The organism is Serratia sp. BNK-10 (genome assembly GCF_047456065.1).
GTDB classification, from domain to species: Bacteria; Pseudomonadota; Gammaproteobacteria; order Enterobacterales; family Enterobacteriaceae; genus Serratia; species Serratia ureilytica.
In genome coordinates, this window is sequence record NZ_CP179894.1 from 558405 (window position 1) to 583695 (window position 25291).

Consider the following 25291-nt stretch of genomic DNA (forward strand, 5'->3'; position numbering starts at 1 on the left):
AGGGCAACGTGACGGAAATTTTCATAAGGAATGTGCGTGAAGCAATCGTGATTGCATCTGGCATACAAATAACACCGGGTTTTTTTGATTATCTGAGGTGCTTGGTATGGAAAAGAAAAAAATCTATCTGTTTTGTTCTGCCGGTATGTCCACTTCCCTGTTGGTATCAAAAATGAAGGCGCAGGCCGAAAAATATGAAGTGCCGGTGATCATCGCCGCCTATCCGGAAGCGCTGGCCGCGGAGAAGGGGGTTGAAGCGGATCTGATCCTGCTGGGGCCGCAGATCGCCTACACCCTGCCGGAAGTGCAGAAACAGTTGCCCAATAAACCTGTTGAAGTCATCGATCCGCTGCTGTACGGCAAGGTCGATGGGCTGGGCGTGCTGAAGGCCGCGGTGGCCGCCATCAAGAAAGCCAATCAATAACAGGAGGCCGCCGTGAATACCCTCATTGCCTCGCTCGAGAAGGTTATCCTGCCTTTCGCCGTAAAAATCGGTAAGCAGCCCCACGTCAACGCCATCAAAAACGGCTTTATCCGCCTGATGCCGCTGACCTTGACCGGGGCGATGTTCGTGTTGATCAACAACGTGTTCCTGAGCTTTGGCGAGGGATCGTTCTTCTATTCGCTGGGCGTGCGATTGGACGCCTCCACCATCGAGACGCTCAATAGCCTGAAGAGTATTGGCGGCAGCGTTTACAACGGTACGTTGGGGATCATGTCCCTGATGACGCCGTTCTTTATCAGCATGGCGCTGGCCGAAGAGCGCAAAGTCGATCCCCTGGCCTCGGCGTTGCTGGCGGTGGCGGCCTTCATGACCGTCACGCCGTTCAACGTCGGCGAGGCCTATGCGGTGGGCGCCAATTGGCTGGGCGGCGCCAACATCATTTCCGGTATGGTGATCGGGCTGGCGGTGGCTGAGATGTTTGCCTTCATCGTGCGGCGCAACTGGGTGATCAGCCTGCCGGACAGCGTGCCGGCTTCGGTGTCGCGCTCCTTCTCGGCGCTGATCCCCGGCTTCATCATCCTCTCCATCATGGGGCTGGTGGCGTTCGCGCTGGCGCACTGGGGCACTAACTTCCACCAGATCATCATGGACGGCATTTCGGCGCCGCTGGCCAAGATGGGCAGCGTGGTGGGCTGGGTATACGTGCTTTTCTCTTCGCTGCTGTGGTTCTTTGGGGTACACGGTTCCATGGCGCTGGCGGCGCTGGACAGCGGCATCATGACGCCTTTCGCGCTGGAAAACGTGGAGCTGTACAATAAATACGGTTCGGTCGAGGCGGCGGTGGCCGCCGGCAAAGAGTTCCACATGTGGGCGAAACCGTTCGTCGACTCTTATATTTACCTCGGCGGCACCGGTTCGACGCTGGGCCTGATCATCGCCATCTTCATCGCCTCGCGCCGCGAAGATTACCGCCAGGTCGCCAAACTGGCGACGCCATCCGGCATTTTCCAGATCAACGAACCTATCCTATTCGGTTTGCCGGTGATCATGAACCCGGTGATGTTTATTCCGTTCATCCTGGTGCAGCCGGTGCTGACCCTCATCACCTCGCTGGCTTACTACTCCGGGCTGATCCCGCCGATCACCAACATCGCGCCCTGGACCATGCCGGTCGGCCTGGGAGCGTTCTTCAACACCAACGGCAGCATCATGGCCCTGTTGCTGAGCTTGTTCAACCTGGCGGTCGCCACCGTGATTTATCTGCCGTTCGTGGCGATTTCCAACAAGGCGCAAAGCCAGATCGACGCGGCGACGGAAAGCGAAGAAGACATCGCCAAGGCGCTGAAATTCTAACTGTGGAACGGGGCGGCGCGGCCGCCCCGCGAGGGACGCGAGTATGGAATATCAATTTGCCGACGGGTTCTGGTGGGGCAGCGCCACCTCCGCGCCGCAGTCTGAAGGGGCGGCTGCGCGGGACGGCAAGAGCCGCAACATCTTCGACTATTGGTACGAGATCGCGCCCGAGCGCTTTCACGATCGGGTGGGGCCGGCCGAGGCCTCGACCTTTTATGACCATTTCCGCACCGATATCGGGCTGCTCAAAACGCTGGGCCACAATACCTTCAGAACCTCGATCTCGTGGTCACGGCTGATCCCGGACGGCGACGGCGAGGTGAACCCGCAGGCGGCGGCATTCTACAACGCGATGATCGACGAGCTGTTGGCGCAGGGCATCACCCCGTTTATCAATCTCTACCACTTCGATATGCCGCTGTGCATGCAGCAGCGCGGCGGCTGGGAAAGCCGGGCGGTGATCGACGCCTATGCGCGTTACGCCGACATCTGCTTCGGCCTGTTTGGCGATCGGGTCACCCACTGGTTCACCTTCAACGAGCCGATCGTGCCGGTAGAGGCCGGTTACCTGAATGACTTGCATTACCCTTGCGTGGTGGACTTCAAACGGGCGGTCACCGTGGCGTATCACAGCGTGCTGGCGCACGCCATGGCGGTGCAACGTTTCAGAGCGCGGGGGCTGCCGGGGAGCATCGGCATCATTTTGAACCTGAGCCCAACCTATCCGCGCTCCGACGCGCCGGAGGATCTACAGGCGGCACACGACGCCGATCTGCTGCTCAATCGCAGCTTTCTCGACCCGGTCGCCAAAGGGCGCTATCCGGCGGCGTTGCTGCATCTGTTGGCGCAGCATGGGCTGATGCCTTACTGCGAACCGCAGGACGCGCAGCTGATCGAAGGCGGCGTGGTCGATATCCTCGGCGTCAACTACTACCAGCCGCGCAGGGTACAGGCGAAAGCAGGGCGCCGCGCCGGGGAGCCGATCGCGCTGCCGGAGGACTTGTTCAGTTACTATGCAATGCCGGGTCGCAAAATCAATCCGCATCGCGGCTGGGAGATCTATGAAAAGGGGCTGTACGACATTCTGATGGATCTGAAAGAGAACTACGGCAATCTGCCTTGTTATATTTCCGAAAACGGCATGGGCGTTGAGGGCGAAGAGGCGTTTATCGGCGCCGATGGGCGGGTGGAGGACGATTACCGCATCGAGTTTATTCGCGATCACCTGAAGTGGCTGCACCGCGCGCTGGCGGAAGGCTCGCAGTGCAAGGGCTATCATCTGTGGACCTTTATCGACTGCTGGTCCTGGCTGAACGCCTACAAGAATCGTTATGGGCTGGTGCGGCTGGATCGGGCGGAGCAGCGGCGCACCATCAAAAAAAGCGGCTACTGGTTTGCCGAGGCGGCCAGACGCAACGGATTTGACTAACGGGAGGCCGGCGCCGTGTCCGATAACCGAATTTCGCTGAGTGCGAACGACGTGAAGCTGATTCGCGAGCAGGATTTCTTTAACTGCAAAGACTTTCACCTGTTCATCTACAACAAGGTGGAAAGCGCCACCGGGCTGCATCAGCACGACTATTACGAATTCACCATCGTGCTGAGCGGCAAATGCTATCAGGAGATCAACGGCAAGCGGGTGCTGCTGGAACGCGGGGATTTCGTTTTTATCCCCATCGGCTCTTACCACCAGAGCTTTTACGAGTTCGGCGCGACGAAAATCTTCAACGTGGCGGTCAGCAAAGCGTTCTTTGAAGAGCACTATTTGCAGCAACTGCCGCGCTGCTTTGTCGCCTCGCAGGCCTACAGCCTGAGAAGCGAGTTTTTGGCCTATATCGAATCGGTGGTGAGTTCGCCGCAGTTTCGCGAGGACGATTTCGCCGAATTTCTCGAAACGCTGACCTTCTACGTGATCAGCCGTATTCGTCACTATAAAGAAGACAATGACGGCGGCGATGATATCCCGCAGTGGCTGAAGAACACCCTCGCCGGCATGCATGACAAGGCGATGTTCGGCGAGCGGGCGTTGGCGAACATGGTGGCGCTGTCGGGGAAAACTCAGGAGTACCTGACCCGGGCGATGCGGCGCTACTACCAGAAGACGCCGATGCAGGTGATCAACGAGATCCGCATCAACTTCGCCAAGACGCAGCTGGAGGTCACCAACTATTCGGTTTCCGATATCGCCTTTGATTCCGGCTATGGCGACGTCAGTCTGTTCATTAAAAACTTCAAGCGGCTCACCGACGTGACCCCGGGCAACTACCGAAAAAAGTGTTACGGCCCTCTTTAGGGCCGCTCCCGATCAGTATCAACGCCGATATGCCGATGAGCTTCAGGGCGCCGGTCGGTTAATCATTTGATTTATATCTTAGCGAAGGGGAATGCCGCACCGGTCGGTCGGCCCTCCCTTGCCAAAAATTCATCCCGCGGGAGCCACAATGGAAAAACTACTGATCGTGAATGCCGACGATTTCGGTCTGAGCAAAGGGCAGAACTATGGCGTTATCGAGGCGTATCAGCATGGCGTCGTTTCCTCCACCACGGCGATGGTGAACGGCGGCGGCGCGGAGCATGCTGCAGCGCTCAGCCGACAATATCCCGGATTGCCGATCGGGCTGCACTTCGTTTTGACCCATGGCAGGCCGCTGGGCGCCATGCCTGCGCTGGTCAACGAGCGCGGCGAACTGGGTAAATGGCTGTGGCGCCGCGCCGAGGCCGGCGAGCTGCAGTTGGACGAGATTCAGGAAGAGCTGCAGCGCCAGTTCGCGCGGTTCGTGACGCTGTTCGGCAGGCCGCCGACGCACATTGACAGCCACCACCATGTGCATATGCAGCCGCAGATTTACCCGCTGGTGGAGGCGTTCGCGCTGGCGCATGATCTGCCGCTGCGCATCGATCGCGAAGAGGCGAAGCGGCGCGACATTGCGTTGCAGACTCCCTGCAGCACCGACGCGTTTGACGCGGGATTCTACGGTGAAATGATTTCCGAAGCCTTGTTCTTGCAGCGGTTGGCGCGCGCCGACGAGCAGGGCGCCGAGTCATTGGAAATGATGTGCCACCCGGCCTTCCTCGACGCGACGATCCTGCAGAGCCAATATTGCCATCCGCGCCTCGCCGAGCTGGATGTGTTGACCGCGCCGACGCTGAAAGCGGCGATCGCCGAACGCGGTTTTCTGCTGGGCTCTTTCCGGGATCTGTAACGCAGCCATTTACAGCATGGCGTGCGCCTTTTTCAGACCGGTGTCTTCTTCCGGATCCGCCCCCTGAGCTGAGGGTTCCGCTTCCTGTTCTTCGGGCTGCGGCTCCTCGACATCGGGCGCCGCTTCCGGCGGCGGCATGGTGTCGTGAATGATCTGCTCATCGAAGGTTGGATTGAGCGCCGGTGACAGCGGCGAGCTGGCGAGGCTGTCCGGCAGTGCAATATGCGGCACCGGCGCGTCCTGCGCCAGCTGCGGTTCCTCTGCTTTGGCCGTCCGGCTCAGGGCTGCCAGCAGCACGCCGCACAGGGCGAAGAAGGCGTACAGAATATTGCCGCCAAGCGGCTCGATCAGCGCGCCGACCGCCAACGGCCCGATGCTGGCGCCGACGCCGAACGCCATCAGCAGACAGGCGGCCAGCGAGACGCGGCGCTCCGGCTCGATCAGATCGTTGGCCAGCGCCACCGCCAGCGGGTAGAGCGTAAACTGCAGCATGCTGACGACGAATCCTACCGCCAGCAGCAGCGGAAAATCGATGTGCGGCAGCAGCGCCAGCGGCAGCGCCGCCACGATCAGCAGAATGGCGTTGAGGCGCATCAGCAAGGGGCGGTTATAGCGATCCGACAGCCAACTGAGCGGGAATTGCGCCACCAGCCCGGCGAAGATGGAGAGCGCCATGAACAGGCCGGTTTGCTGAGTGGTTAAGGACTGCAGGCTGGCGTAGACCGGCGCCAGCCCGTAAAACGAGCCCACGACCATGCCGATCACCAGCGTGGTGGCCAGCACCTTGGGAATGGCGCCGACAAAATAACGCAGTTCCATCGGCGCCGGCGACATGTGGCGCGCATTGGTGCGGGTAGTCAGAGCGATCGGCACCAGACAGAGCGCGAAGCACAGCGCGATCACCAGCAGCGTGGCGATGCCCAGATTGCTTTGCAGCATCAGCACGATCTGGCCCAGCGACATGCCGAGATAGGTCGCCGCCATATAGAAGCCGAACACCATGCCGCGCTGGTTGGATTCCGCCTGGTCGTTCAACCAGCTCTCCAGCACCATGTACTGACACATCATGCATAGGCCGATCACCAGGCGCAGCGCGACCCAGGCGGGAATGAACTCCGTCAGGCCGTGGCCCAGCACCGCGGCGGTGATGATGCCGGCGCAGGCCACGTAGGCGCGGATATGCCCGACGCGGGCGATGAGAAAGTGGCCGACCTTGCCGCCGATCACCAGCCCGATGTAGTTGGCGGCGATGATGGCGCCGATCAGCGCGCTGCTGACGTGAATGGAGGTCAGCCGCAGCGAGACGTAGGTAGTGAGCAGGCCTGAGCCCAACAGCAGCAGCAGGGTGGTGGTGTACAACGGCAAAAATACGCCCAACGTTTTTTTCACTCTATCATCCTAATCTCTTCTGGTGCGCCCTGAGGCCGCCGCCGCAGCGTGCCGCCTCCGTGATGTTCCTTGTGCTGGTGCGCCGCCGCTCGATGGGGCGCTTCTTTTGATACTAGCAGCTTGGCCGGGCGCTTAAAACCGCACCTCCTGCGAGGCGCTGCGCATTTCTGCGCGCCAGCCGCCGCGCCGCCTTGATAAATGTTACTATCGGGCGCATATACCTGAATTCGCGAGGGAGGGGTTATGAGTCAAAACCAACTGCGCCGGCTCAGCGTGCTGGCAGGGGAAAAACTGAAGGCGCAGGGCCGCTGGATCACCTGCGCGGAATCCTGCACCGGCGGCGGCATCGCCAAGGCCATTACCGATGTCGCGGGCAGCTCCGCCTATTTCGATCGCGGATTCGTGACCTACAGCAATGCGGCGAAGCATGACCTGTTGGGGGTGAGCGAAGCGACGTTGGCGGCGCATGGCGCGGTCAGCGAAGAGGTGGTGCGCGAGATGGCCATAGGGGCGCTGCGGGCGGCGCAGGCCGATCTGGCGCTGTCGGTGAGCGGCATCGCCGGCCCGGACGGCGGCAGCGCGGAAAAGCCGGTCGGCACCGTGTGGTTCGGCTTCGCCAGCAGCGATGGCCGGGGGCTGTCGCGCAAGATGCAATTCGAGGGCGACCGCGATGCGGTGCGGCTGCAGGCGACGATTTTCGCGCTGCAAACCGCCATCGACGAATTTTTGTAAATTAGGCTTGATACTGTATGACCATACAGTATAATTAGTGACATTTCCTGCACAACATACATTCAGTGGCAGTGTGGGGTAACACCGGCATTGCGAAACGAAGGAGCAAAAATGGCTATTGATGAGAACAAGCAAAAGGCGTTAGCTGCGGCACTGGGCCAGATTGAGAAACAGTTCGGCAAAGGCTCCATCATGCGCCTGGGTGAAGACCGCTCCATGGACGTGGAAACCATCTCCACCGGCTCACTGTCACTCGATATCGCTCTGGGCGCCGGCGGCCTGCCGATGGGCCGCATCGTCGAAATCTACGGCCCGGAATCGTCCGGTAAAACCACCCTGACGCTGCAGGTGATCGCCGCCGCGCAGCGCGAAGGCAAAACCTGTGCGTTCATCGATGCCGAGCACGCGCTGGATCCTATCTATGCGAAGAAGCTGGGCGTCGATATCGACAACCTGCTGTGCTCTCAGCCGGACACCGGCGAGCAGGCTCTGGAAATCTGTGATGCGCTGACCCGCTCCGGCGCGGTTGACGTCATCATCGTCGATTCCGTGGCGGCGTTGACGCCGAAGGCGGAAATCGAAGGTGAAATCGGCGATTCGCACATGGGGTTGGCGGCGCGCATGATGAGCCAGGCGATGCGTAAGCTGGCCGGCAACCTGAAAAATGCCAATACCCTGCTGATCTTCATCAACCAGATCCGTATGAAAATTGGTGTGATGTTCGGCAACCCGGAAACCACTACCGGTGGTAACGCTCTGAAGTTCTATGCTTCGGTGCGTCTGGATATCCGTCGTATCGGTGCCATCAAAGAGGGCGACGAAGTGGTGGGCAGCGAAACCCGCGTGAAAGTGGTGAAGAACAAAATCGCTGCGCCGTTCAAACAGGCTGAGTTCCAAATCATGTACGGCGAAGGCATCAACAGCCGTGGCGAGCTGGTCGATCTGGGCGTGAAGCACAAGATGATCGAAAAAGCCGGCGCCTGGTACAGCTATAACGGCGAGAAGATCGGTCAGGGCAAGGCGAACGCCTGTAACTTCCTGAAAGAAAACCCGGCTATCGCCGCCGAGCTGGATAAGAAACTGCGCGACCTGCTGCTGCACAGCGGCGGTGAGCTGGTGGCTGCCTCCGGTGACGACTTCGAAGATGACGAAGCGGAAACCAGCGAGCAGTTTTAATCGCTGAAGATGTGCGCCGCCGTTTATGTGGCGCACATCCCCTGAATTCAGGCTTGAATGATGAATGACTTGCTAAGCCGCGCCATGCGCCTGCTGTCGCAACGCGATCATAGTGAAGCTGAACTGCGCCGCAAACTTGCGGCGCAGCCGTTTGTGGCGAAAGCCCGGTTTGGCGGCAAGGGGCCGCATGCGCCGACATCGCCGCCGCCGGTAGCCGAAGAGCCGGTAGATCCCGCGCTGATCGATCAGGTTATCGTCTACTGTTACCAGCACAACTGGCTGGACGATAAGCGTTTCGCTCACAGCTACATCGGCAGCCGCAGCCGCAAAGGTTATGGCGCGCAGCGCATCCGCAGCGAACTGATGCAAAAGGGCGTGGATAAAGCGCTGGTGCAGGACGCGTTGGCGGAATGCGATATCGACTGGTGCGAACAGGCGAAACAGGTGGCGCAGCGAAAATTTGGCGATGCGTTGCCAACCGACTGGAAAGAGAAAGCCAAAGTGCAGCGTTATCTGCTCTATCGCGGCTTCTTCCAAGAAGAAATTCAGTCAATTTACCGTGATTTTGCGCAATGAGTGCACACGGGGTTTTACTTCCCTCTGAAGAAAATTTATCTTATCCCCACTTTTTGTTCGTGAGCTGGTTGTCATCGTCGGGATGACGCGCCACCGGCTCACGTGTCGTTATTCTAGCCTTTCCAGGAAAATTATGAGCAAGAGCACCGCTGAGATCCGTCAAGCGTTTCTCGATTTCTTTCATAGTAAGGGTCATCAGGTTGTAGCAAGCAGCTCCCTGGTGCCTAACAATGATCCGACATTGCTGTTTACCAATGCCGGCATGAACCAATTTAAGGATGTTTTCCTGGGGCTCGACAAACGCGCCTATTCCCGCGCCACCACCTCGCAGCGCTGCGTGCGCGCAGGCGGCAAGCATAACGACCTGGAAAACGTCGGTTATACCGCTCGTCACCACACCTTCTTTGAAATGCTGGGCAACTTCAGCTTCGGCGATTACTTCAAGCACGACGCTATCAGCTACGCGTGGGAACTGCTGACCGGTGAAAACTGGTTCAACCTGCCGAAAGAGAGACTGTGGGTCACCGTGTATGAAACCGATGACGAAGCATTCGACATCTGGCAGAAGCAAATCGGCGTACCGGCCGAGCGCATTATCCGCATCGGCGATAACAAGGGCGCGCCTTTCGCTTCAGATAACTTCTGGCAGATGGGTGATACCGGCCCATGCGGCCCGTGCACCGAGATTTTCTACGATCACGGCGATCACATCTGGGGCGGCCCTCCGGGCAGCCCGGAAGAAGACGGCGACCGCTATATCGAGATCTGGAACATCGTTTTCATGCAGTTCAACCGTCAGTCCGACGGCACCATGCTGCCGCTGCCGAAACCTTCGGTGGATACCGGTATGGGTCTGGAGCGTATTGCGGCGGTGTTGCAGCATGTGAACTCCAACTATGAGATCGACCTGTTCCGCACCCTGATCGCCGCCGTGGCGAAAGTGACCGGCGCGACCGATCTGGATAACAAATCCCTGCGCGTTATCGCCGACCACATTCGTTCCTGTGCCTTCCTGGTGTCGGACGGCGTGATCCCGTCTAACGAAAACCGCGGCTACGTGCTGCGCCGCATCATTCGTCGCGCGATCCGCCATGGCAACATGCTGGGCGCGAAAGACACCTTCTTCTACAAGCTGGTGGCGCCGCTGATCGAAGTGATGGGCCCGGCGGCCGACGAGCTGAAACGCCAGCAATCGCTGGTGGAGCAGGTGCTGAAAACCGAAGAAGAACAGTTTGCCCGCACGCTGGAGCGTGGCCTGGCGCTGTTGGACGAAGAGCTGGCCAAGCTGCAGGGCGATACCCTGGACGGCGAGACCGCTTTCCGTCTGTACGATACCTACGGCTTCCCGGTGGATCTGACCGCAGACGTCTGCCGCGAGCGCGGTCTGAAAGTCGACGAAGCGGGCTTTGAAGAAGCGATGGAAGCGCAGCGCCGCCGCGCGCGCGAATCCAGCGGTTTCGGCGCCGACTACAACAGCCTGATCCGCGTGGACGGCAGCAGCCAGTTCAGCGGCTATGATCATGACGAGCAGCAGGCGACGGTGATCGCGCTGTTCCGTGACGGCCAGCCGGTCGAGCAGATCAACGCCGGCGAAGAGGCGGTGGTGGTGCTGGACGAGACGCCGTTCTACGGTGAATCCGGCGGCCAGGTCGGCGATAAAGGGGTGCTGAAAGCCGCCGGCGCCGAGTTTGTGGTCAACGACACCCAGAAATACGGTCAGGCTATCGGCCATCAAGGCAAGCTGGCGCAAGGTTCGCTGAAGCTGAACGATCGCGTGGACGCGCAGATCGACACTGAGCGCCGCAACAGCATCCGTCTGAACCACTCCGCGACCCACCTGCTACACGCCGCGCTGCGCCAAACGTTGGGCGAGCACGTTGCGCAGAAAGGCTCTCTGGTTAACGACAAATACCTGCGCTTCGACTTCTCGCATTTTGAAGCGATGAAGCCGGAACAAATTCGCGCGGTGGAAGATCTGGTTAACCAGCAGGTGCGTCGTAACCTGCCGGTGCAGACCGAGCTGATGGCGTTGGAAGACGCGAAAGAGAAGGGCGCAATGGCGCTGTTCGGTGAGAAGTACGACGACAACGTGCGCGTGCTGACCATGGGCGACTTCTCCACCGAGCTGTGCGGCGGCACCCACGCCAGCCGCACCGGTGATATCGGCCTGTTCCGCATTCTGAGCGAATCGGGCACTGCGGCGGGCATCCGCCGTATTGAAGCGGTGACCGGCGCTGGCGCTATCGCTACGCTGCATCAGCAAAGCGATTTGTTGCAAGACGTTGCTCAGTTGGTGAAGGGCGACAGCAACAACCTGACCGATAAAGTGCGCTCGGTGCTTGATCGCACGCGCGTGCTGGAAAAAGAACTGCAGCAACTGAAAGATCAGCAGGCGGCGCAGGAAAGCGCGTCGCTGTCCAGCCAGGCGAAAGTGGTTAACGGCGTGAAGCTGTTGGTCAGCCAGTTGGACAATGTCGAAGCCAAAATGCTGCGCACCATGGTGGATGACCTGAAAAATCAATTGGGTTCGGCCATTATCGTGTTGGCGACGACGGCTGATGACAAAGTCAGCCTGGTCGCGGGCGTGACCAAGGATCTGACTGACCGCGTGAAAGCCGGCGAGTTGATCGGCAACGTGGCGCAGCAGGTCGGCGGCAAGGGCGGTGGTCGCCCTGATATGGCGATGGCGGGGGGGACGGATATCAACGCCCTGCCAGCGGCGTTAAACAGCGTAGAAGCCTGGGTGGCCTCAAAGCTGTGAACATAAATAAATAGCACGGACAAACGCCATAATACTTTGTTGATTATGGCGTTTTCATACTGTGCTAACACAATTTAGTTACAATTGCGGGAACAAAGTTTTTCTGGTCGGCTAAACTTACCATTATCTGAGGTGGGACCAAGTCTGCTTACACTTATTGTGGATTGCGCGGCTTACGTTTTCACCACATATGATGGATAATGACGGGGAAACTGAGAGACCCGACTCTTTTAATCTTTCAAGGAGCAAAGAATGTTAATTCTGACTCGTCGAGTTGGTGAAACCCTCATGATTGGCGATGAGGTTACGGTCACTGTGCTAGGGGTAAAAGGCAACCAGGTGCGTATTGGTGTGAACGCCCCCAAAGAGGTTTCAGTTCACCGTGAAGAAATCTATCAGCGCATTCAGGCAGAGAAGTCTCAGCAGACGACTTACTGATTCCGAAGCAGCGTCTCGTTGGCCAGACGAGACGCTACTGCATCGTTTTACCCACTTCTTTCGTTCTCCCCTCTCTTTTTCGTGATCATTTTCCCGGTTAGTTTCCTGCTTTATTGCTGCAGACGTTGCGGTTGCCTGTTGATAAAACGCCCTTTTTGCCGTGAAATCGCCCATGTTGGGTGCGAATTGTGCAAACGCGCATGAGTTGGGAAAAATTGTTTGACTTAAAAGTCGGAGAAAGTAATATGTGCGCCACGCAGTGCCGATGAGCTTCTCCAAAGCAAGTTAGGCACAATTCGAAAGAAGCGTATGGTGAGGTGGCCGAGAGGCTGAAGGCGCTCCCCTGCTAAGGGAGTATGCGGTCAAAAGCTGCATCCGGGGTTCGAATCCCCGCCTCACCGCCATTTGCATCCGTAGCTCAGCTGGATAGAGTACTCGGCTACGAACCGAGCGGTCGGAGGTTCGAATCCTCCCGGATGCACCATATTTTGCAGTATGGTGGGGTAGTAACAACGTACCATACGGTATCAAAAAAGAATTCCTGTGCATCCGTAGCTCAGCTGGATAGAGTACTCGGCTACGAACCGAGCGGTCGGAGGTTCGAATCCTCCCGGATGCACCATTCTTAATCTCACTCGTCGCGAAGAGAAATCTTCAAGCGGGTGGAAGAAAAGAAAGTGTTACCAGGGAGGATAACGTTGCTTAAGCAACGACCCGCAGGGTGAGGCGCTAGCGCCGAATCATCCTCCCGGATGCACCATTCTTCAAGTCTGGTTTTATTAGCAAAGCCGGCACGCGGTAAAAATAGTAATGCATCCGTAGCTCAGCTGGATAGAGTACTCGGCTACGAACCGAGCGGTCGGAGGTTCGAATCCTCCCGGATGCACCATCTAAGAGAAGCCCGCCTTAGCGGGTTTTTGCTTTTCTGTTATTCGTGAAACAGGCAAGCGGCAAAAACAGTTATGCATCCGTAGCTCAGCTGGATAGAGTACTCGGCTACGAACCGAGCGGTCGGAGGTTCGAATCCTCCCGGATGCACCATGTTTAACCTCCCGTATCGCGAAGAGAAATCGTCATGCGGGTGGTAAAAAGAAAGTGTCCTTGGGGAGGATAACGTTGCTTTAGCAACGGCCCGCAGGGTGAGGCGTTGGCGCCGAATCATCCTCCCGGATGCACCATCTAAGAGAAACCCGCTTTGGCGGGTTTTTCGCTTTTCAGCATTTAGCCATTCTCTCTTCACCCCTTTCCTTCTTTGCATCCGGTCGATCACAGCACATTCCGCTATGACGCAGTCAGCGACAACCCAACGGCTTTACGCTAAAGTAGTTTTCTTTCCTCAACGATCATGGAGTAACGATGTACGACCGCTACCAGGGTCTTATTTTCGACATGGACGGCACGATTCTGGACACTGAGCCAACGCACCGTAAAGCGTGGCGCGAAGTGCTGTCCCGTTATGGCATGACGTTTGATGAAGCGGCCATGGTGGCGCTGAGCGGTTCACCGACCTGGCGCATCGCTCAGGCGATTATCGCCAGCCATCAGGCCGATCTCGATCCCCATCACCTGGCGGCGGAGAAAACGCGCGCGGTGGAAGCGATGCTGCTGGATAGCGTGCGTCCATTGCCATTGATCGAGGTGGTGAAGTCCTATCACGGCCGCCGTCCGATGGCGGTCGGCACCGGCAGCGAGCACCGCATGGCGGAAATGCTGCTGCGTCATCTCGGCCTGTTCAACTGCTTCGACGCGATCGTCGGTGCGGACGACGTACAGCGCCATAAACCGGAGCCGGATACCTTCTTGCGCTGTGCCGAACTGATCGGCGTGCCGCCGGAAAAATGCGTGGTGTTTGAAGACGCCGAGTTTGGCATTCAGGCGGCGAAAAATGCCGGCATGGCTGTGGTAGACGTTCGTACGCTGTGAGTAGTACGCTAGCCGTAATATCGTTATTTGGCAGCAGCTTCCTCAGTGCGACGCTGCTGCCGGGAAATTCAGAAATCGTTCTGGTCGCCTTGCTGACCCAGAGTCGCGTCTCGCCGGAGTTGCTGGTGCTGGCCGCGACCCTGGGCAACACTCTTGGCGGGTTGACCAATGTCATTATCGGGCGCCTGTTACCGGCGTTGAAACCACAGCGGGGGCTGGCAACGGCGCTCGGGTGGCTGCAACGCTTTGGCCCGGCTGCGCTGTTGCTCAGCTGGGTGCCGGTGGTGGGCGATTTGTTGTGCGTGTTGGCAGGTTGGCTGCGCATGCCCTGGGGCTCTGTCGCGCTGTTTCTGTGTATCGGAAAGGCGCTGCGTTACATCGTTTTGGCTATGATAACGGTACAGGGCATCGCCTGGTGGCAGTAACCAAGTGAATATAACTCAATATTCTCTCGGATGCGGATTCAGTATGCTTACGAGTTATTGTTTTTAGAAGCGGGAGGTCAATTTGATCCCGGACGTATCACAGGCGCTTTCTTGGTTGGAAGCCCATCCCCAGGCATTAAAAGGCATTCGTCGCGGCATCGAGCGTGAAACGCTGCGAGTCACGCCGAACGGCACCTTGGCGACCACCGGGCATCCGGAAAAGCTGGGGGCGGCATTGACGCACCATTGGATCACCACGGATTTCGCCGAGGCGCTGTTAGAGTTCATTACGCCGGTTGATGACAATATCGATCACTTGCTGACGTTCCTGCGCGATATTCATCGCTACGTGGCGCGCAACATTGGCGATGAGCGCATGTGGCCGCTCAGCATGCCGTGCTTTATCGAAGCCGAGCAGGACATCGAGCTGGCGCAGTTCGGTTCGTCGAACATTGGCCGCATGAAGACGCTGTACCGTGAAGGGCTGAAGAATCGCTATGGCGCGCTGATGCAGACCATTTCCGGCGTGCACTACAACTTTTCGCTGCCGCTGGAATTTTGGCAGGCCTGGGCCGGCGTGCAGGACGCAGAAAGCGGTAAAGAGCAGATCTCGGCCGGTTATTTCCGCCTGATCCGCAACTATTACCGTTTCGGCTGGGTGATCCCGTATCTGTTCGGCGCATCGCCGGCCATTTGTTCTTCGTTCCTCAAAGGGCGCGAGACCAATCTGCCGTTCGAGCGCACCGAGCAGGGGATGTGCTACCTGCCGTACGCCACTTCGCTGCGCCTGAGCGACTTGGGTTATACCAATAAATCGCAGAGTAATCTGGGCATCACCTTCAACGATCTGCACAGCTATGTGGCCGGTTTGAAGCGGGCGATCGCCACGCCTTCCGAAGAGTTCGCCAAGCTGGGCGTGAAAGAGGGCGATCGCTACCTGCAGCTGAACAGCAACGTTCTGCAAATCGAGAACGAGCTGTATGCGCCGATCCGGCCAAAGCGCGTGACCCAAAGCGGCGAAACGCCGTCGGACGCGCTGCTGCGCGGCGGTATCGAATACATTGAAGTGCGTTCGCTGGACATCAACCCATTCTCGCCGATCGGCGTGGATGCGGTGCAGGCGCGTTTCCTGGATCTGTTCCTGGTGTGGTGCGCGCTGGCAGATGCGCCGGAGATGAGCAGCGATGAGCTGCTGTGCACGCGCAAGAACTGGAACCGGGTGATCCTCGAAGGGCGCAAGCCGGGCCAGACCATCGGCATCGGCTGTGGCGCCAGCCATGAGCCGCTGGAGAAAGTCGGCAAGGCGCTGTTCGCCGATCTGCGCCGGGTGGCGGAAGTGCTGGACGGCGAAGCCGGCGATCGTCAATACCAGCAGGTGTGCGATGAGCTGGTCGCCGCGTTTGACGATCCCGAGTTGACCTTCTCCGCGCGCATTCTCAAGGCCATGAAGGCGGAAGGCACCGGGCGCGTCGGTTTGCAGCTGGCGGAGCAGTATCGCCAGACATTGCTGGAAGAACCGTTGGAAATCCTGAACGAAGCCGAGCTGGATAAAGAGCGAGAAGCCTCGTGGCAGCGTCAACGCGACATAGAAGCCAATGATACGCTAAGCTTTGAAGCGTTCCTGAAGCAAAACGGCGGAAGCTGAAAAAGAAAAAGGCCACATCAATGTGGCCAAATATGCATCTCTGATGACAGGGATGATGATAACAAATGCGCGTCTTTCACATACTCAGACTCGCAGGGTTGGAAAAGGTTTCCCGGTTAGGAAAAAAAGTTTCGAAATAAATGCTCTTTTACGAGGAGGTAGCGAAATGCCATTGCTGGATAGCTTTACCGTCGATCATACCCGTATGGCAGCTCCGGCTGTCCGCGTTGCAAAAACCATGAAAACGCCTCATGGCGATACCATCACGGTGTTTGATCTGCGCTTTTGCCGCCCGAACCTGGAAGTGATGCCCGAGCGCGGCATTCACACGCTGGAGCACTTGTTCGCCGGCTTTATGCGTGACCACCTGAACGGCCAGGGCGTGGAAATTATCGACATCTCCCCGATGGGCTGTCGCACCGGTTTCTACATGAGCCTGATCGGCGTGCCGGAAGAGCAGCGCGTTGCCGATGCCTGGAAAGCGGCGATGGCCGACGTGCTGAAAGTGACCGACCAGCGCAAGATCCCTGAGCTTAACGAGTACCAGTGCGGCACCTACCATATGCACTCGCTGGAAGAAGCGCAGGAAATCGCCAAGCACATTCTGGATCACGGCGTGGTGGTGAACCACAACGACGAGCTGGCGCTGCCGAAAGAGAAGCTGCAGGAACTGCATATCTAGTCGTGCGTGGCCCGCAAAATAAAAAAAGACGCGATTTCGCGTCTTTTTTACGTTCTGGCCGAGGGATAATTAATGATGGCCGACGCTGGACTGCAGCGAGGTGATCGGCGTGACCCGCACCTGTTTAATCATGTTGCCCTGCACGTCGAGGATGTCGATATCGTAATGACCGATGCGCACCCGGGTGCCGATTTCGGGGATCTCTTCCAGCTCTTCCAGCAGCATGCCGTTGACGGTGCGAGCCTCGTTGGCCGGCAATGTCCAGTTGAAGGCCTTGTTCAGCTCGCGCACGTTGGCGGTGCCGTCGATCAAGACCGAACCGTCGCTCTGCGGCGTGACTTCTTCCGCCAGCGTGGGTGACATCGAGGTGGTGAAGTCGCCCACGATCTCCTCGAGGATGTCTTCCACCGTGACCAGGCCCTGAATGTCGCCGTACTCGTCGACCACGATGCCGACCTTCTCTTTGTTGCGCTGGAATTTCACCAACTGCACGTTGAGCGGCGTGCCTTCCGGAACGAAATAGATCTCATCGGCGGCGCGCAGCAGGTTCTCTTTGTTGAACTCTTTTTTCTCGGTCATCAGGCGGTAGGCTTCGCGCACGCGCAGCATGCCGATCGCATCGTCCAGCGAGCTGCGATACAGCACGATGCGGCCGTGCGGCGAGTGGGTCAGCTGGCGCATGATCGACTTCCAGTCGTCGTTGACGTCGATGCCGACGATCTCGGTGCGCGGCACCATGATGTCGTTGACCGTCACCTTTTCCAGATCCAGCACCGAGATCAGCATGTCCTGATTGCGGCGGGAGATCTGCGACTGGGATTCGCGCACGATGGTGCGCAGCTCATCCTTGCTGACGGCGTCGCTGATGCGCACGTTGGTGCGAATGCCGAACAGGCGCAAGGTCAGGCTGGTGATGCCGTTGAGCAGCCAGACCAGCGGGAACATCACCTTTTGCAACGGGGCCAGCAGGACGCTGCTGGGGAAGGCGATGCGTTCCGGATAGAGTGCGGCGAAGGTCTTCGGCAGCACTTCGGCGAACAGCAGCACGGCGAAAGTCAGTATGCCGGTCGCAATCGCCACGCCGAGATCGCCATACAGCCGCATGCCGACGATGGTCGCCAGCGCCGAAGCGAGGATGTTGACCAGGTTGTTGCCGATCAGCACCAGGCCGATCAGCCGATCCGGTTTTTGCAGCAGCTTCTCGACCCGACGCGCCGAGCGGTTGCCCTGTTTGGACAGGTGACGCAGGCGATAACGGTTGAGCGTCATCATGCCGGTTTCGGAGGCGGAGAAGTAAGCGGAGACCACGATCATGATCACCAGGATAATGATGAGGGTCCCCGTCGACACATGCTCCAATGCAGTATTCCTTATAGAGAGGGAGAATTGAGCCAGGCTGGCCTAGCGCACCATCACCTGCTGAATCAGACGGCTGCCGAAGTAGGCGAGCGTCAGCAGGAAGGCGCCGGCGAAGCTGAACCAGACGACGCGGCGGCCGCGCCAGCCCTCATGGTAGTGGCCCCACAACAGCACGATATACACGAACCAGGCCATGATCGACAGCACGGCTTTATGCACGTTCTCTTTGCTGAACAGATTATCCATGTACAGCAGGCCGGTGCACAGGGTGAGCGTCAGCAGCACCACGCCGATCTGGGTGATATGGAACATCTTGCGCTCAATGCTCATCAGCGGCGGCATGTCGGCGCTGAAGGTCAGCTTCTTGTTTTTCAACAGGTAGTCGAGCCAGGCGAGCTGCAAGGCATAGAGCGCGGCGATGATCAGGGTGGCGTAAGAGAACAGCGCCAGGCCGATATGCACCATCAGTTCCGGGCTGGCCTCCAGGTGAGTGATGAACTCGCCGGGCATAAAGCTGGCGAAGGCCAGGTTGATCATCGCGAAGCTGTAGACGATTGGCAGCAGGAACCAGCCGCGATCGCGCGAAGCGACGAAGGTCATCACCGAGCAGATGATCAGGCTGACGATGGAACCAATGTTCAGCAGGCTGAGATTCTGCCCGGCGCTGACGTCAAAGATGCGCTGCTGCAGCGCGATGGCGTGGCAAATCAGCGCCACCACCGCCGAGACGAGGGCAAGCCGACGGTATGCGCTATTCTTCCGCAACAAACTGGGAATGATCAGTCCAAGGCTGAGCAGGTAGGCCATCAAAGCCACAATGGAGAAAACTGGCATAGCGTTTAATTTTGCTTCGGCGTGGTTAATTGGAGTGTCAGTATAACGTTGCGCGCGTTTCACTCCAACCTATCTCCAACGCTGAGGCAGAGATCCTGCTCGCTTCGTGTTATCATCGGCGCAATTGTGTCGCCGGAGCGGCCTGTCATTACACGTTGAGCATGAGACGATGTTTGAAAATTTAACCGATCGATTGTCGCGCACGTTGCGCAATATCAGCGGCCGCGGGCGGCTGACCGAAGAAAATATCAAGGAAACCCTGCGTGAAGTGCGTATGGCATTGCTGGAAGCGGACGTTGCGCTGCCGGTGGTGCGCGACTTCATCAACCGCGTCAAAGAGAGCGCGGTTGGCCATGAAGTCAACAAGAGCCTGACGCCGGGGCAGGAATTCGTCAAGATCGTCAAGGGCGAGCTGATCGCCGCGATGGGCGAAGTCAACACCGAGCTGAATCTGGCGGCTCAGCCGCCGGCGGTGGTGCTGATGGCGGGCCTGCAGGGCGCCGGTAAAACCACCAGCGTCGGTAAGCTCGGCAAGTTCCTGAAAGAAAAACAGAAGAAGAAAGTGTTGGTGGTTTCCGCGGACGTTTATCGCCCGGCGGCGATCAAACAGCTGGAAACGCTGGCGGAAGGTGTCGGCATCGATTTCTTCCCGTCCGACGTCAAAGAAAAACCGATCGACATCGTCAACCGCGCGTTGCAGCAGGCCAAGCTGAAGTTCTATGACGTACTGATCGTCGATACCGCCGGCCGTCTGCACGTTGACGAAGCGATGATGGACGAGATCAAACAGGTGCACGCGGCCATCAAGCCGGTGGAAACCCTGTTCGTGGTCGACGCCATGACCGGCCAGGACGCCGCCAATACCGCCAAGGCGTTTAACGAAGCGCTGCCGCTGACCGGCGTGGTGCTGACCAAGGTCGACGGCGATGCGCGCGGCGGTGCGGCGTTGTCCATCCGCCACATCACCGGCAAGCCGATCAAGTTCCTCGGCGTCGGCGAGAGGACCGAAGCGCTGGAGCCGTTCTATCCGGATCGCGTGGCGTCACGCATCCTGGGCATGGGCGACGTGCTGTCGCTGATCGAAGATATCGAAAGCAAGGTCGACCGCGAGCAGGCGGAGAAACTGGCCAACAAGCTGAAGAAGGGCGACGGTTTCGATCTGACCGACTTCCTGGAGCAGCTCAAGCAGATGCGCAACATGGGCGGCATGGCCAATATGCTGAGCAAGCTGCCGGGCGCGGGCCAGCTGCCGGATAACGTCAAGTCGCAGATGGACGACAAAGTGTTGGTGCGCATGGAGGCGATCATCAACTCGATGACGCTGAAAGAGCGCGCCAAACCGGAAATCATCAAGGGCTCGCGCAAGCGCCGCATCGCGATGGGGGCCGGCATGCAGGTGCAGGACGTCAACCGCTTGCTGAAGCAGTTCGACGAAATGCAGCGTATGATGAAGAAGATGAAGAAAGGCGGTATGGCGAAGATGATGCGCGGCATGAAAGGTATGATGCCGCCGGGCTTCCCAGGCCGATGACGGGCCTCCGCACGCCGAGTGCGGGCGCTTTCAGCATTCGCCGTTCGCGGTGAAAACCGCCCGAAATTTGACAGGCTGCAAAAGTTGTCCCCTGCGATCGACGCTTTAGATTGCTTTTTGCGCCAAAATGAGTAAAATTTTCGGGCTTTTTATATTGCAACCGGGCCCCGTCCCTCAATGGGGCCCGGCTGTTTTATTAACTAAAGAGGATGTTATGGTAACAATTCGTTTGGCACGTGGCGGCGCTAAAAAGCGTCCGTTCTATCAAGTAGTAGTGACCGACAGCCGCAACGCTCGTGATGGTCGTTTCATCGAGCGCGTAGGCTTCTTCAACCCGATCGCTTCCGGTCAGGCTGAAGCACTGCGTCTGGACCTGGACCGCATCGAGCACTGGGTTGGTCTGGGTGCAACCGTTTCTGATCGCGTTCACGCGCTGATCAAAGACGCTAAGAAAGCAGCTTAATCTGTCGCGGTGGTGGCAATGAGCAAGCAACTCAAACCGGTAGCGCCTAAGCAGCCGATTGTACTCGGTAAAATGGGGTCCGCTTACGGCATTCGTGGTTGGCTCAGAGTGTTTTCATCCACCGAGAACGCCGAAAGCATTTTTGACTATCAGCCGTGGTTTATCCAGCAGGCGGGTCAGTGGCAGCATATCGAGTTGGAAGACTGGAAGCGCCACAGTCAGGATCTGATCATCAAAGTCAAAGGCATTGACGATCGGGACGCGGCGAATCTGCTGACCAATCGCGAGATTATGGTGGATTCTGAGCAACTTCCTCCGCTGGAGGGTGACGATTACTACTGGAAAGACCTGATGGGCTGCCAGGTAGTCACCACCGCCGGCTACGAGCTGGGTAAAGTCATCGATATGATGGAAACCGGCTCGAACGATGTGATGGTTGTGAAAGCGAACCTGAAAGATGCGTTCGGCATGAAGGAGCGGTTGATTCCGTTTCTTCATGGGCAGGTTATCAAGAAAGTCGATCTCACTGCCCGCGTGATTGAGGCAGATTGGGATCCTGGTTTTTGACCCCCGGATCAAACGGTCGAAGCAAGTGGAATAACGGTAAGGGGATTGGCTTGTGTTCATCGGTATTGTAAGCCTGTTTCCTGAGATGTTCCGCGCTATCACCGATTACGGGGTGACTGGCCGGGCAGTAAAAAATGGCCTGCTGAGCGTGCAGTGTTGGAGTCCACGCGACTTCACCTACGACCGGCATCGTACCGTGGACGATCGCCCTTACGGCGGCGGCCCGGGAATGCTGATGATGGTGCAACCTTTACGGGAAGCCATTCATGCGGCGAAAGCAGCGGCAGGCGAGGGAGCAAAGGTGATTTATCTGTCACCTCAGGGGCGCAAGCTGGATCAAACCGGCGTGTGCGAACTGGCGGCCAATCAGAAGATGATTCTGGTGTGCGGCCGTTACGAAGGGATAGACGAGCGCGTAATCCAAACCGAAATTGACGAAGAATGGTCAATCGGCGATTACGTTCTCAGCGGCGGGGAACTGCCGGCGATGACCCTGATTGATTCAGTCGCCCGTTTCATACCGGGTGTGCTGGGCCATCAGGCCTCAGCGGAGGAAGACTCTTTCGCCGACGGATTGCTGGACTGCCCGCACTATACCCGCCCCGAGGTGTTGGAAGGAATGGAAGTACCGCCGGTTCTGCTGTCGGGCAACCATGCCGAGATACGTCGCTGGCGCTTAAAGCAGTCGCTGGGCCGAACCTGGCTTAGAAGACCTGAACTTCTAGAAAGCCTAGCTCTGACTGACGAGCAAGCGGTGTTGCTGGCTGAGTTCCAACGGGAATATCAGACCAGGCAACAGGACTATGAAGGAAACGTCTGACATCAGACGGGACCGATATATCAGTTTACCTAGGGTAAGAGACATATTATGAGCAACATTATTAAGCAACTTGAACAAGAGCAGATGAAACAAGACGTACCTGCATTCCGTCCGGGTGATTCCGTGGAAGTGAAGGTATGGGTCGTTGAAGGTAGCAAAAAACGTCTGCAGGCATTCGAGGGCGTGGTTATCGCTATCCGTAACCGCGGTCTGCACTCTGCATTCACTGTTCGTAAGATTTCCAACGGCGAAGGTGTTGAGCGCGTATTCCAGACTCACTCCCCAGTAATCGACAGCATTACTGTTAAACGTCGTGGTGCCGTTCGTAAAGCTAAACTGTACTACCTGCGTGAACGTACTGGTAAGGCTGCTCGTATCAAAGAGCGTCTGAACCGCGTTAACTAACGCTGCATCCAAAAGTTAATAGTTATCAGGGGTTGGCCTATGCCAACCCCTTTTTTTATCTTAAAACCTCGACAGGTTGCATTTGCGAGATTTCGTCTGCGCACCGCCAACATAATAAAGCCTGCATAAGCAGGCTTTTTGCATTACAGCGCTGCGGCGCTGTGCTTCTGCTGACTCTCCGGCGGGTGAGGCTGCGCCGGGATAATGTCATCGCCAGGTTTGACGATCACCCGCGCGACGGATTCGTGCGTGGCGAACGTGCAGCTGCAATTGATGTTGCGGCATTGATGGTAACGCTCTTTGGTCGACTCGCTCAGATAGCGGCTGGAGCGAGTGTGGGCCACGTGACCGCATAATGGACAGTGCATCATAAGAACCCCCTTGAACAAAATTAAGTGAAATTGTTGTGGCATCACCACTTAGGCGAGCGAGCCCGTCATGATGAGGCAATACCTTGCAAGCACAGTGCGCGTTCCATGGCGCGTCGCTGTTCCAGCCCCTTGTTTTTCTTTCCATTTACATAAACCCAGCGTGGCAACTGATCGCAGGCCTGCTGCCACTGACCCTGCTGCAGCAGCGCGACCAGCGTGGAATGGCAGGCGGCGCTGATACCCACGTTGAAGGCGAAGGCGATCACCGCATCATAGGTTTCTTGCGAGAGCGTTTGCGGTAGACAGGCGGCCATGCCGCGCTCGGTGCGGCGAACATCGTCTACCAAATCCGCAGCGGCTTTCCGTTCATCTATCGCCTTGCCAGGGATGACGCCGGCGGTGTGCCCAATGCCCTGTGTCCATACCCCGGCGTTGCACTGGTAAGGAGATAGTCGACAACCTTCGAGATCGGCGATCAGCCTGAGGCCGGTTGCTGAGGTTTGCAGCTCGCCGAACGACGGCAACAACACGGCGATGGCTAAAACGGCGGCGACGCTGCAGCGTTTAACGATTGCACTCATCGAAAATTTTCCTCCGTGATGCCGCATTGCGCTCAATAGCCTTCAAGATCTGCAGGCTTTTACGTCGGTAATACCAGTTCACCAGGAAAGTGCCGATGCCTACTGCGGCGCCGACTAAAAAGGCAATGTCCTGCGGAGACAGTTTGCCCAGCCAGGCGAGGAACAGCGCCATGGCATAGGTGATGAATGAGGTGATTTTCTCCATAGCTTATGCTCGCTTCGTTTACAGAACCTCGGGATCCGAAGGCATCGATGCTTGGCAGCTCGCTATCGATATCCGTCATGCTCCTAGCCTGTATAATAATTACTGTATATGCATACAGTATTAAGCTATTTGCTAAAGTCGTCAATGGGTGGGGTGAATATTTTTAGCAGATTGTGCAAAAGGTGACTGCGCGCATAAAAAAAGCCCATCGATGATGGGCTTCGAGAAATAATGGGCGGGCAGGTTACAGGCCGTAGACCAGCGTGACCGAGGTTGTCGTGTCGGTGTTCTTCGGCGCGGAGGCCGGTGGCTTGCTGTTGTAGGTCACGGTGTAAGCTACGCGCAGTGAAAAGCGATCGTTGATCGCCACGTTCAACGCGCTTTCCGAGTTCAGCGTGGTTTCTTCGTTCGCCAGTGCGGAGACGCCCTGAATGAACTTGGTGTTGTCGGTGAGCTGATAGGAATAGTTGGCCGCGCCATAGGCCAGTCCTTTGGTCGAGCGGCCGCCGCCATGGTATTCGTCATGGCGCACGCCGGGACCGAATTCCACCCGCAGGTCGCTGAGCGGCCCGTTGAGGATTTGACGGCCATAGCCGCTGGTCAGCGTGGAGCGTGAGTCGTAACCGTTAAAACGGTCGCTCAGCCAGCTGGCCTGGCCGAACAGGTAGTTGCGATCGGTCAGGTTATAGCGCGTACGGCCGCCGGCCTGATACTTTTCGGACGAGCGCACGTTGGAAGAGGTGGTGTTGTTGGCCGCCCCCCACAGGCTGTACGCCGCGTCGGTGTTGAACCAGGTCATGTTGGTGTTGGCCAACAGAGTGGAACTCTGCGAGTTGCCGGACTGGGCGTTGTAGCCCGCCTGCACGTTGCCTTCGAACGGTTTCTTGGCGGTGGCCGGATCGTCCATCGCGGTGAAAAGCGTATTGTCGGCAAGGGCTGAAACACTGGTGAAAGTCGTTAAGCAGCAAATATACAGCGGAAAAGCGCGACGAGCGCGGGAAGAGAGCATCTTGGATCCAGTTGTTAAGGGTGATTATTGTTGATGACGGTCACATTATATCGGTTCATTTCGGCGACAAAAATAGCCGCCATTAGCTTAAGTTTTTAATTTTTATCCCTCATTTATTCGCTTTTCTTCTACTTAAATTCATCGCTTTCGACGGCATTTCGTGCTGATCCTGCTTCGCCCGCCCGCCGGTGCCGAGATGGGCCGTGCATCCTCGCTGTAAAATTTAATGTACAAATACGTTTACACTCATTGGCTTTGTTAGGCATGAGGGGTTATAGCGTGGTGATGGGTTTATTATTTGTTTAATTGGTTGTATTTGTTGTACTTAAACCAATTTTTGCAACCCTGACTCAAAGGTGGTTTAAGCAAGATAATGACGGTAATCTTTTATTTACGGA

General features: G+C 57.5%; 27 protein-coding genes and 5 tRNA genes. 24 read left to right on the forward strand and 8 right to left on the reverse strand.

The genetic code is table 11. The features are described 5' to 3' along the window. The first annotated feature begins 106 nt into the window (after positions 1-106). The 5 genes from ACMGG9_RS02600 to chbG all read left to right on the forward strand — a co-directional run bounded on the left by ACMGG9_RS02600 (position 107) and on the right by chbG (position 5001). Positions 107-424 (forward strand): PTS sugar transporter subunit IIB, encoded by a 318-nt coding sequence (locus ACMGG9_RS02600; RefSeq protein ID WP_004932561.1) that lies wholly within the window; start codon positions 107-109, stop codon positions 422-424. Positions 425-436: 12 nt separating this feature from the next. Beyond that, positions 437-1798, forward strand: coding sequence for a PTS N,N'-diacetylchitobiose transporter subunit IIC (gene chbC, locus ACMGG9_RS02605; protein ID WP_033641899.1), 1362 nt, complete (start codon positions 437-439; stop codon positions 1796-1798). A gap of 43 nt (positions 1799-1841) precedes the next feature. Next, entirely contained in the window at positions 1842-3227 is a 1386-nt protein-coding gene (locus ACMGG9_RS02610) for a glycoside hydrolase family 1 protein (RefSeq protein WP_060659937.1), read from the forward strand. A gap of 15 nt (positions 3228-3242) precedes the next feature. Continuing rightward, the gene (gene chbR, locus ACMGG9_RS02615) at positions 3243-4091 is read left to right on the forward strand and encodes a transcriptional regulator ChbR (protein ID WP_043135810.1); all 849 of its coding nucleotides are present in this window, start codon (positions 3243-3245) and stop codon (positions 4089-4091) included. Positions 4092-4239: 148 nt separating this feature from the next. Then, positions 4240-5001, forward strand: coding sequence for a chitin disaccharide deacetylase (gene chbG / locus ACMGG9_RS02620; RefSeq protein WP_033651637.1), 762 nt, complete (start codon positions 4240-4242; stop codon positions 4999-5001). Between the two features lie 9 nt (positions 5002-5010). Here chbG and ACMGG9_RS02625 read toward each other — a convergent pair whose 3' ends face one another. Continuing rightward, complete coding sequence (locus ACMGG9_RS02625; protein ID WP_033641904.1) at positions 5011-6390, reverse strand: MFS transporter; 1380 nt, start codon at positions 6388-6390, stop codon at positions 5011-5013. Positions 6391-6633: 243 nt separating this feature from the next. Between ACMGG9_RS02625 and pncC the strand changes: the two genes are divergently transcribed. The 3 genes from pncC (at position 6634) to recX (ending at position 8874) form a co-directional block, all read left to right on the forward strand. Then, positions 6634-7122, forward strand: coding sequence for a nicotinamide-nucleotide amidase (gene pncC / locus ACMGG9_RS02630; protein WP_033641905.1), 489 nt, complete (start codon positions 6634-6636; stop codon positions 7120-7122). A 111-nt stretch (positions 7123-7233) separates the two neighbouring features. After that, positions 7234-8298: a recombinase RecA gene (gene recA / locus ACMGG9_RS02635; protein WP_004932541.1), complete on the forward strand. Its 1065-nt coding sequence runs from the start codon at positions 7234-7236 to the stop codon at positions 8296-8298. A 60-nt stretch (positions 8299-8358) separates the two neighbouring features. Beyond that, positions 8359-8874, forward strand: coding sequence for a recombination regulator RecX (gene recX / locus ACMGG9_RS02640; RefSeq protein ID WP_033651636.1), 516 nt, complete (start codon positions 8359-8361; stop codon positions 8872-8874). Positions 8875-8914: 40 nt separating this feature from the next. On the opposite strand, the gene ACMGG9_RS02645 is transcribed toward recX, so the two are convergent. Continuing rightward, positions 8915-9058, reverse strand: coding sequence for a hypothetical protein (locus ACMGG9_RS02645; protein WP_162180460.1), 144 nt, complete (start codon positions 9056-9058; stop codon positions 8915-8917). On the opposite strand from ACMGG9_RS02645, the gene alaS reads away from it, so the two are divergent. From alaS to luxS, 11 genes are all read left to right on the forward strand, one after another. Further along, positions 9008-11635: an alanine--tRNA ligase gene (alaS, locus tag ACMGG9_RS02650; protein WP_033641907.1), complete on the forward strand. Its 2628-nt coding sequence runs from the start codon at positions 9008-9010 to the stop codon at positions 11633-11635. The two genes, ACMGG9_RS02645 and alaS, sit on opposite strands and share 51 nt — an antisense overlap. A gap of 252 nt (positions 11636-11887) precedes the next feature. Next, positions 11888-12073, forward strand: coding sequence for a carbon storage regulator CsrA (gene csrA, locus ACMGG9_RS02655; protein ID WP_004091602.1), 186 nt, complete (start codon positions 11888-11890; stop codon positions 12071-12073). Positions 12074-12384: 311 nt separating this feature from the next. Continuing rightward, positions 12385-12477: transfer RNA gene (locus ACMGG9_RS02660), tRNA-Ser, on the forward strand. 3 nt (positions 12478-12480) lie between these two features. Next, positions 12481-12557, forward strand: a tRNA-Arg gene (locus tag ACMGG9_RS02665). Positions 12558-12618: 61 nt separating this feature from the next. After that, positions 12619-12695: transfer RNA gene (locus tag ACMGG9_RS02670), tRNA-Arg, on the forward strand. A gap of 190 nt (positions 12696-12885) precedes the next feature. After that, positions 12886-12962, forward strand: a tRNA-Arg gene (locus ACMGG9_RS02675). 75 nt (positions 12963-13037) lie between these two features. Beyond that, positions 13038-13114: transfer RNA gene (locus ACMGG9_RS02680), tRNA-Arg, on the forward strand. Between the two features lie 315 nt (positions 13115-13429). Continuing rightward, positions 13430-13996, forward strand: a complete 567-nt coding sequence (gene yqaB, locus ACMGG9_RS02685) for a fructose-1-phosphate/6-phosphogluconate phosphatase (protein ID WP_033641908.1) — start codon at positions 13430-13432, stop codon at positions 13994-13996. Next, on the forward strand, positions 13993-14421 hold the full coding sequence (locus ACMGG9_RS02690; protein WP_004932520.1) for a YqaA family protein: 429 nt from the start codon (positions 13993-13995) through the stop codon (positions 14419-14421). The genes yqaB and ACMGG9_RS02690 overlap by 4 nt, the downstream gene beginning before the upstream one ends. An 82-nt stretch (positions 14422-14503) precedes the next feature. Beyond that, positions 14504-16066: a glutamate--cysteine ligase gene (gshA, locus tag ACMGG9_RS02695; RefSeq protein ID WP_033641909.1), complete on the forward strand. Its 1563-nt coding sequence runs from the start codon at positions 14504-14506 to the stop codon at positions 16064-16066. Between the two features lie 166 nt (positions 16067-16232). Then, entirely contained in the window at positions 16233-16748 is a 516-nt protein-coding gene (gene luxS, locus ACMGG9_RS02700) for an S-ribosylhomocysteine lyase (protein ID WP_033641910.1), read from the forward strand. A 69-nt stretch (positions 16749-16817) separates the two neighbouring features. On the opposite strand, the gene ACMGG9_RS02705 is transcribed toward luxS, so the two are convergent. Both ACMGG9_RS02705 and ACMGG9_RS02710 read right to left on the reverse strand, forming a co-directional pair. Next, the gene (locus tag ACMGG9_RS02705) at positions 16818-18107 is read right to left on the reverse strand and encodes an HlyC/CorC family transporter (RefSeq protein WP_016929024.1); all 1290 of its coding nucleotides are present in this window, start codon (positions 18105-18107) and stop codon (positions 16818-16820) included. A gap of 42 nt (positions 18108-18149) precedes the next feature. Further along, complete coding sequence (locus tag ACMGG9_RS02710) at positions 18150-18941, reverse strand: inner membrane protein YpjD (protein ID WP_004932506.1); 792 nt, start codon at positions 18939-18941, stop codon at positions 18150-18152. Between the two features lie 169 nt (positions 18942-19110). Here ACMGG9_RS02710 and ffh point away from each other — a divergent pair, with 169 nt between their 5' ends. From ffh to rplS, 5 genes are all read left to right on the forward strand, one after another. Next, positions 19111-20472 carry a signal recognition particle protein gene (ffh, locus tag ACMGG9_RS02715; RefSeq protein ID WP_414161892.1) on the forward strand — a complete coding sequence of 454 codons (1362 nt, stop codon included), beginning with the start codon at positions 19111-19113 and terminating at the stop codon, positions 20470-20472. Positions 20473-20686: 214 nt separating this feature from the next. Continuing rightward, positions 20687-20935, forward strand: coding sequence for a 30S ribosomal protein S16 (gene rpsP / locus ACMGG9_RS02720; protein WP_004932501.1), 249 nt, complete (start codon positions 20687-20689; stop codon positions 20933-20935). Between the two features lie 18 nt (positions 20936-20953). Continuing rightward, positions 20954-21502, forward strand: a complete 549-nt coding sequence (rimM, locus tag ACMGG9_RS02725; protein ID WP_019455135.1) for a ribosome maturation factor RimM — start codon at positions 20954-20956, stop codon at positions 21500-21502. Positions 21503-21554: 52 nt separating this feature from the next. Further along, positions 21555-22322: a tRNA (guanosine(37)-N1)-methyltransferase TrmD gene (gene trmD, locus ACMGG9_RS02730; protein ID WP_213587872.1), complete on the forward strand. Its 768-nt coding sequence runs from the start codon at positions 21555-21557 to the stop codon at positions 22320-22322. Positions 22323-22370: 48 nt separating this feature from the next. Next, positions 22371-22727: a 50S ribosomal protein L19 gene (gene rplS, locus ACMGG9_RS02735; protein ID WP_015376707.1), complete on the forward strand. Its 357-nt coding sequence runs from the start codon at positions 22371-22373 to the stop codon at positions 22725-22727. 143 nt (positions 22728-22870) lie between these two features. Here rplS and ACMGG9_RS02740 read toward each other — a convergent pair whose 3' ends face one another. The 4 genes from ACMGG9_RS02740 to ACMGG9_RS02755 all read right to left on the reverse strand — a co-directional run bounded on the left by ACMGG9_RS02740 (position 22871) and on the right by ACMGG9_RS02755 (position 24893). After that, positions 22871-23098, reverse strand: coding sequence for an ogr/Delta-like zinc finger family protein (locus ACMGG9_RS02740; RefSeq protein WP_021505301.1), 228 nt, complete (start codon positions 23096-23098; stop codon positions 22871-22873). Positions 23099-23163: 65 nt separating this feature from the next. Next, entirely contained in the window at positions 23164-23679 is a 516-nt protein-coding gene (locus ACMGG9_RS02745; protein ID WP_414161893.1) for a lysozyme, read from the reverse strand. Continuing rightward, positions 23663-23884, reverse strand: a complete 222-nt coding sequence (locus ACMGG9_RS02750) for an HP1 family phage holin (RefSeq protein WP_033652732.1) — start codon at positions 23882-23884, stop codon at positions 23663-23665. The genes ACMGG9_RS02745 and ACMGG9_RS02750 overlap by 17 nt, the downstream gene beginning before the upstream one ends. A gap of 244 nt (positions 23885-24128) precedes the next feature. Further along, the gene (locus ACMGG9_RS02755; protein WP_033641933.1) at positions 24129-24893 is read right to left on the reverse strand and encodes a YdiY family protein; all 765 of its coding nucleotides are present in this window, start codon (positions 24891-24893) and stop codon (positions 24129-24131) included. Between the last annotated feature and the right edge of the window lie 398 nt (positions 24894-25291).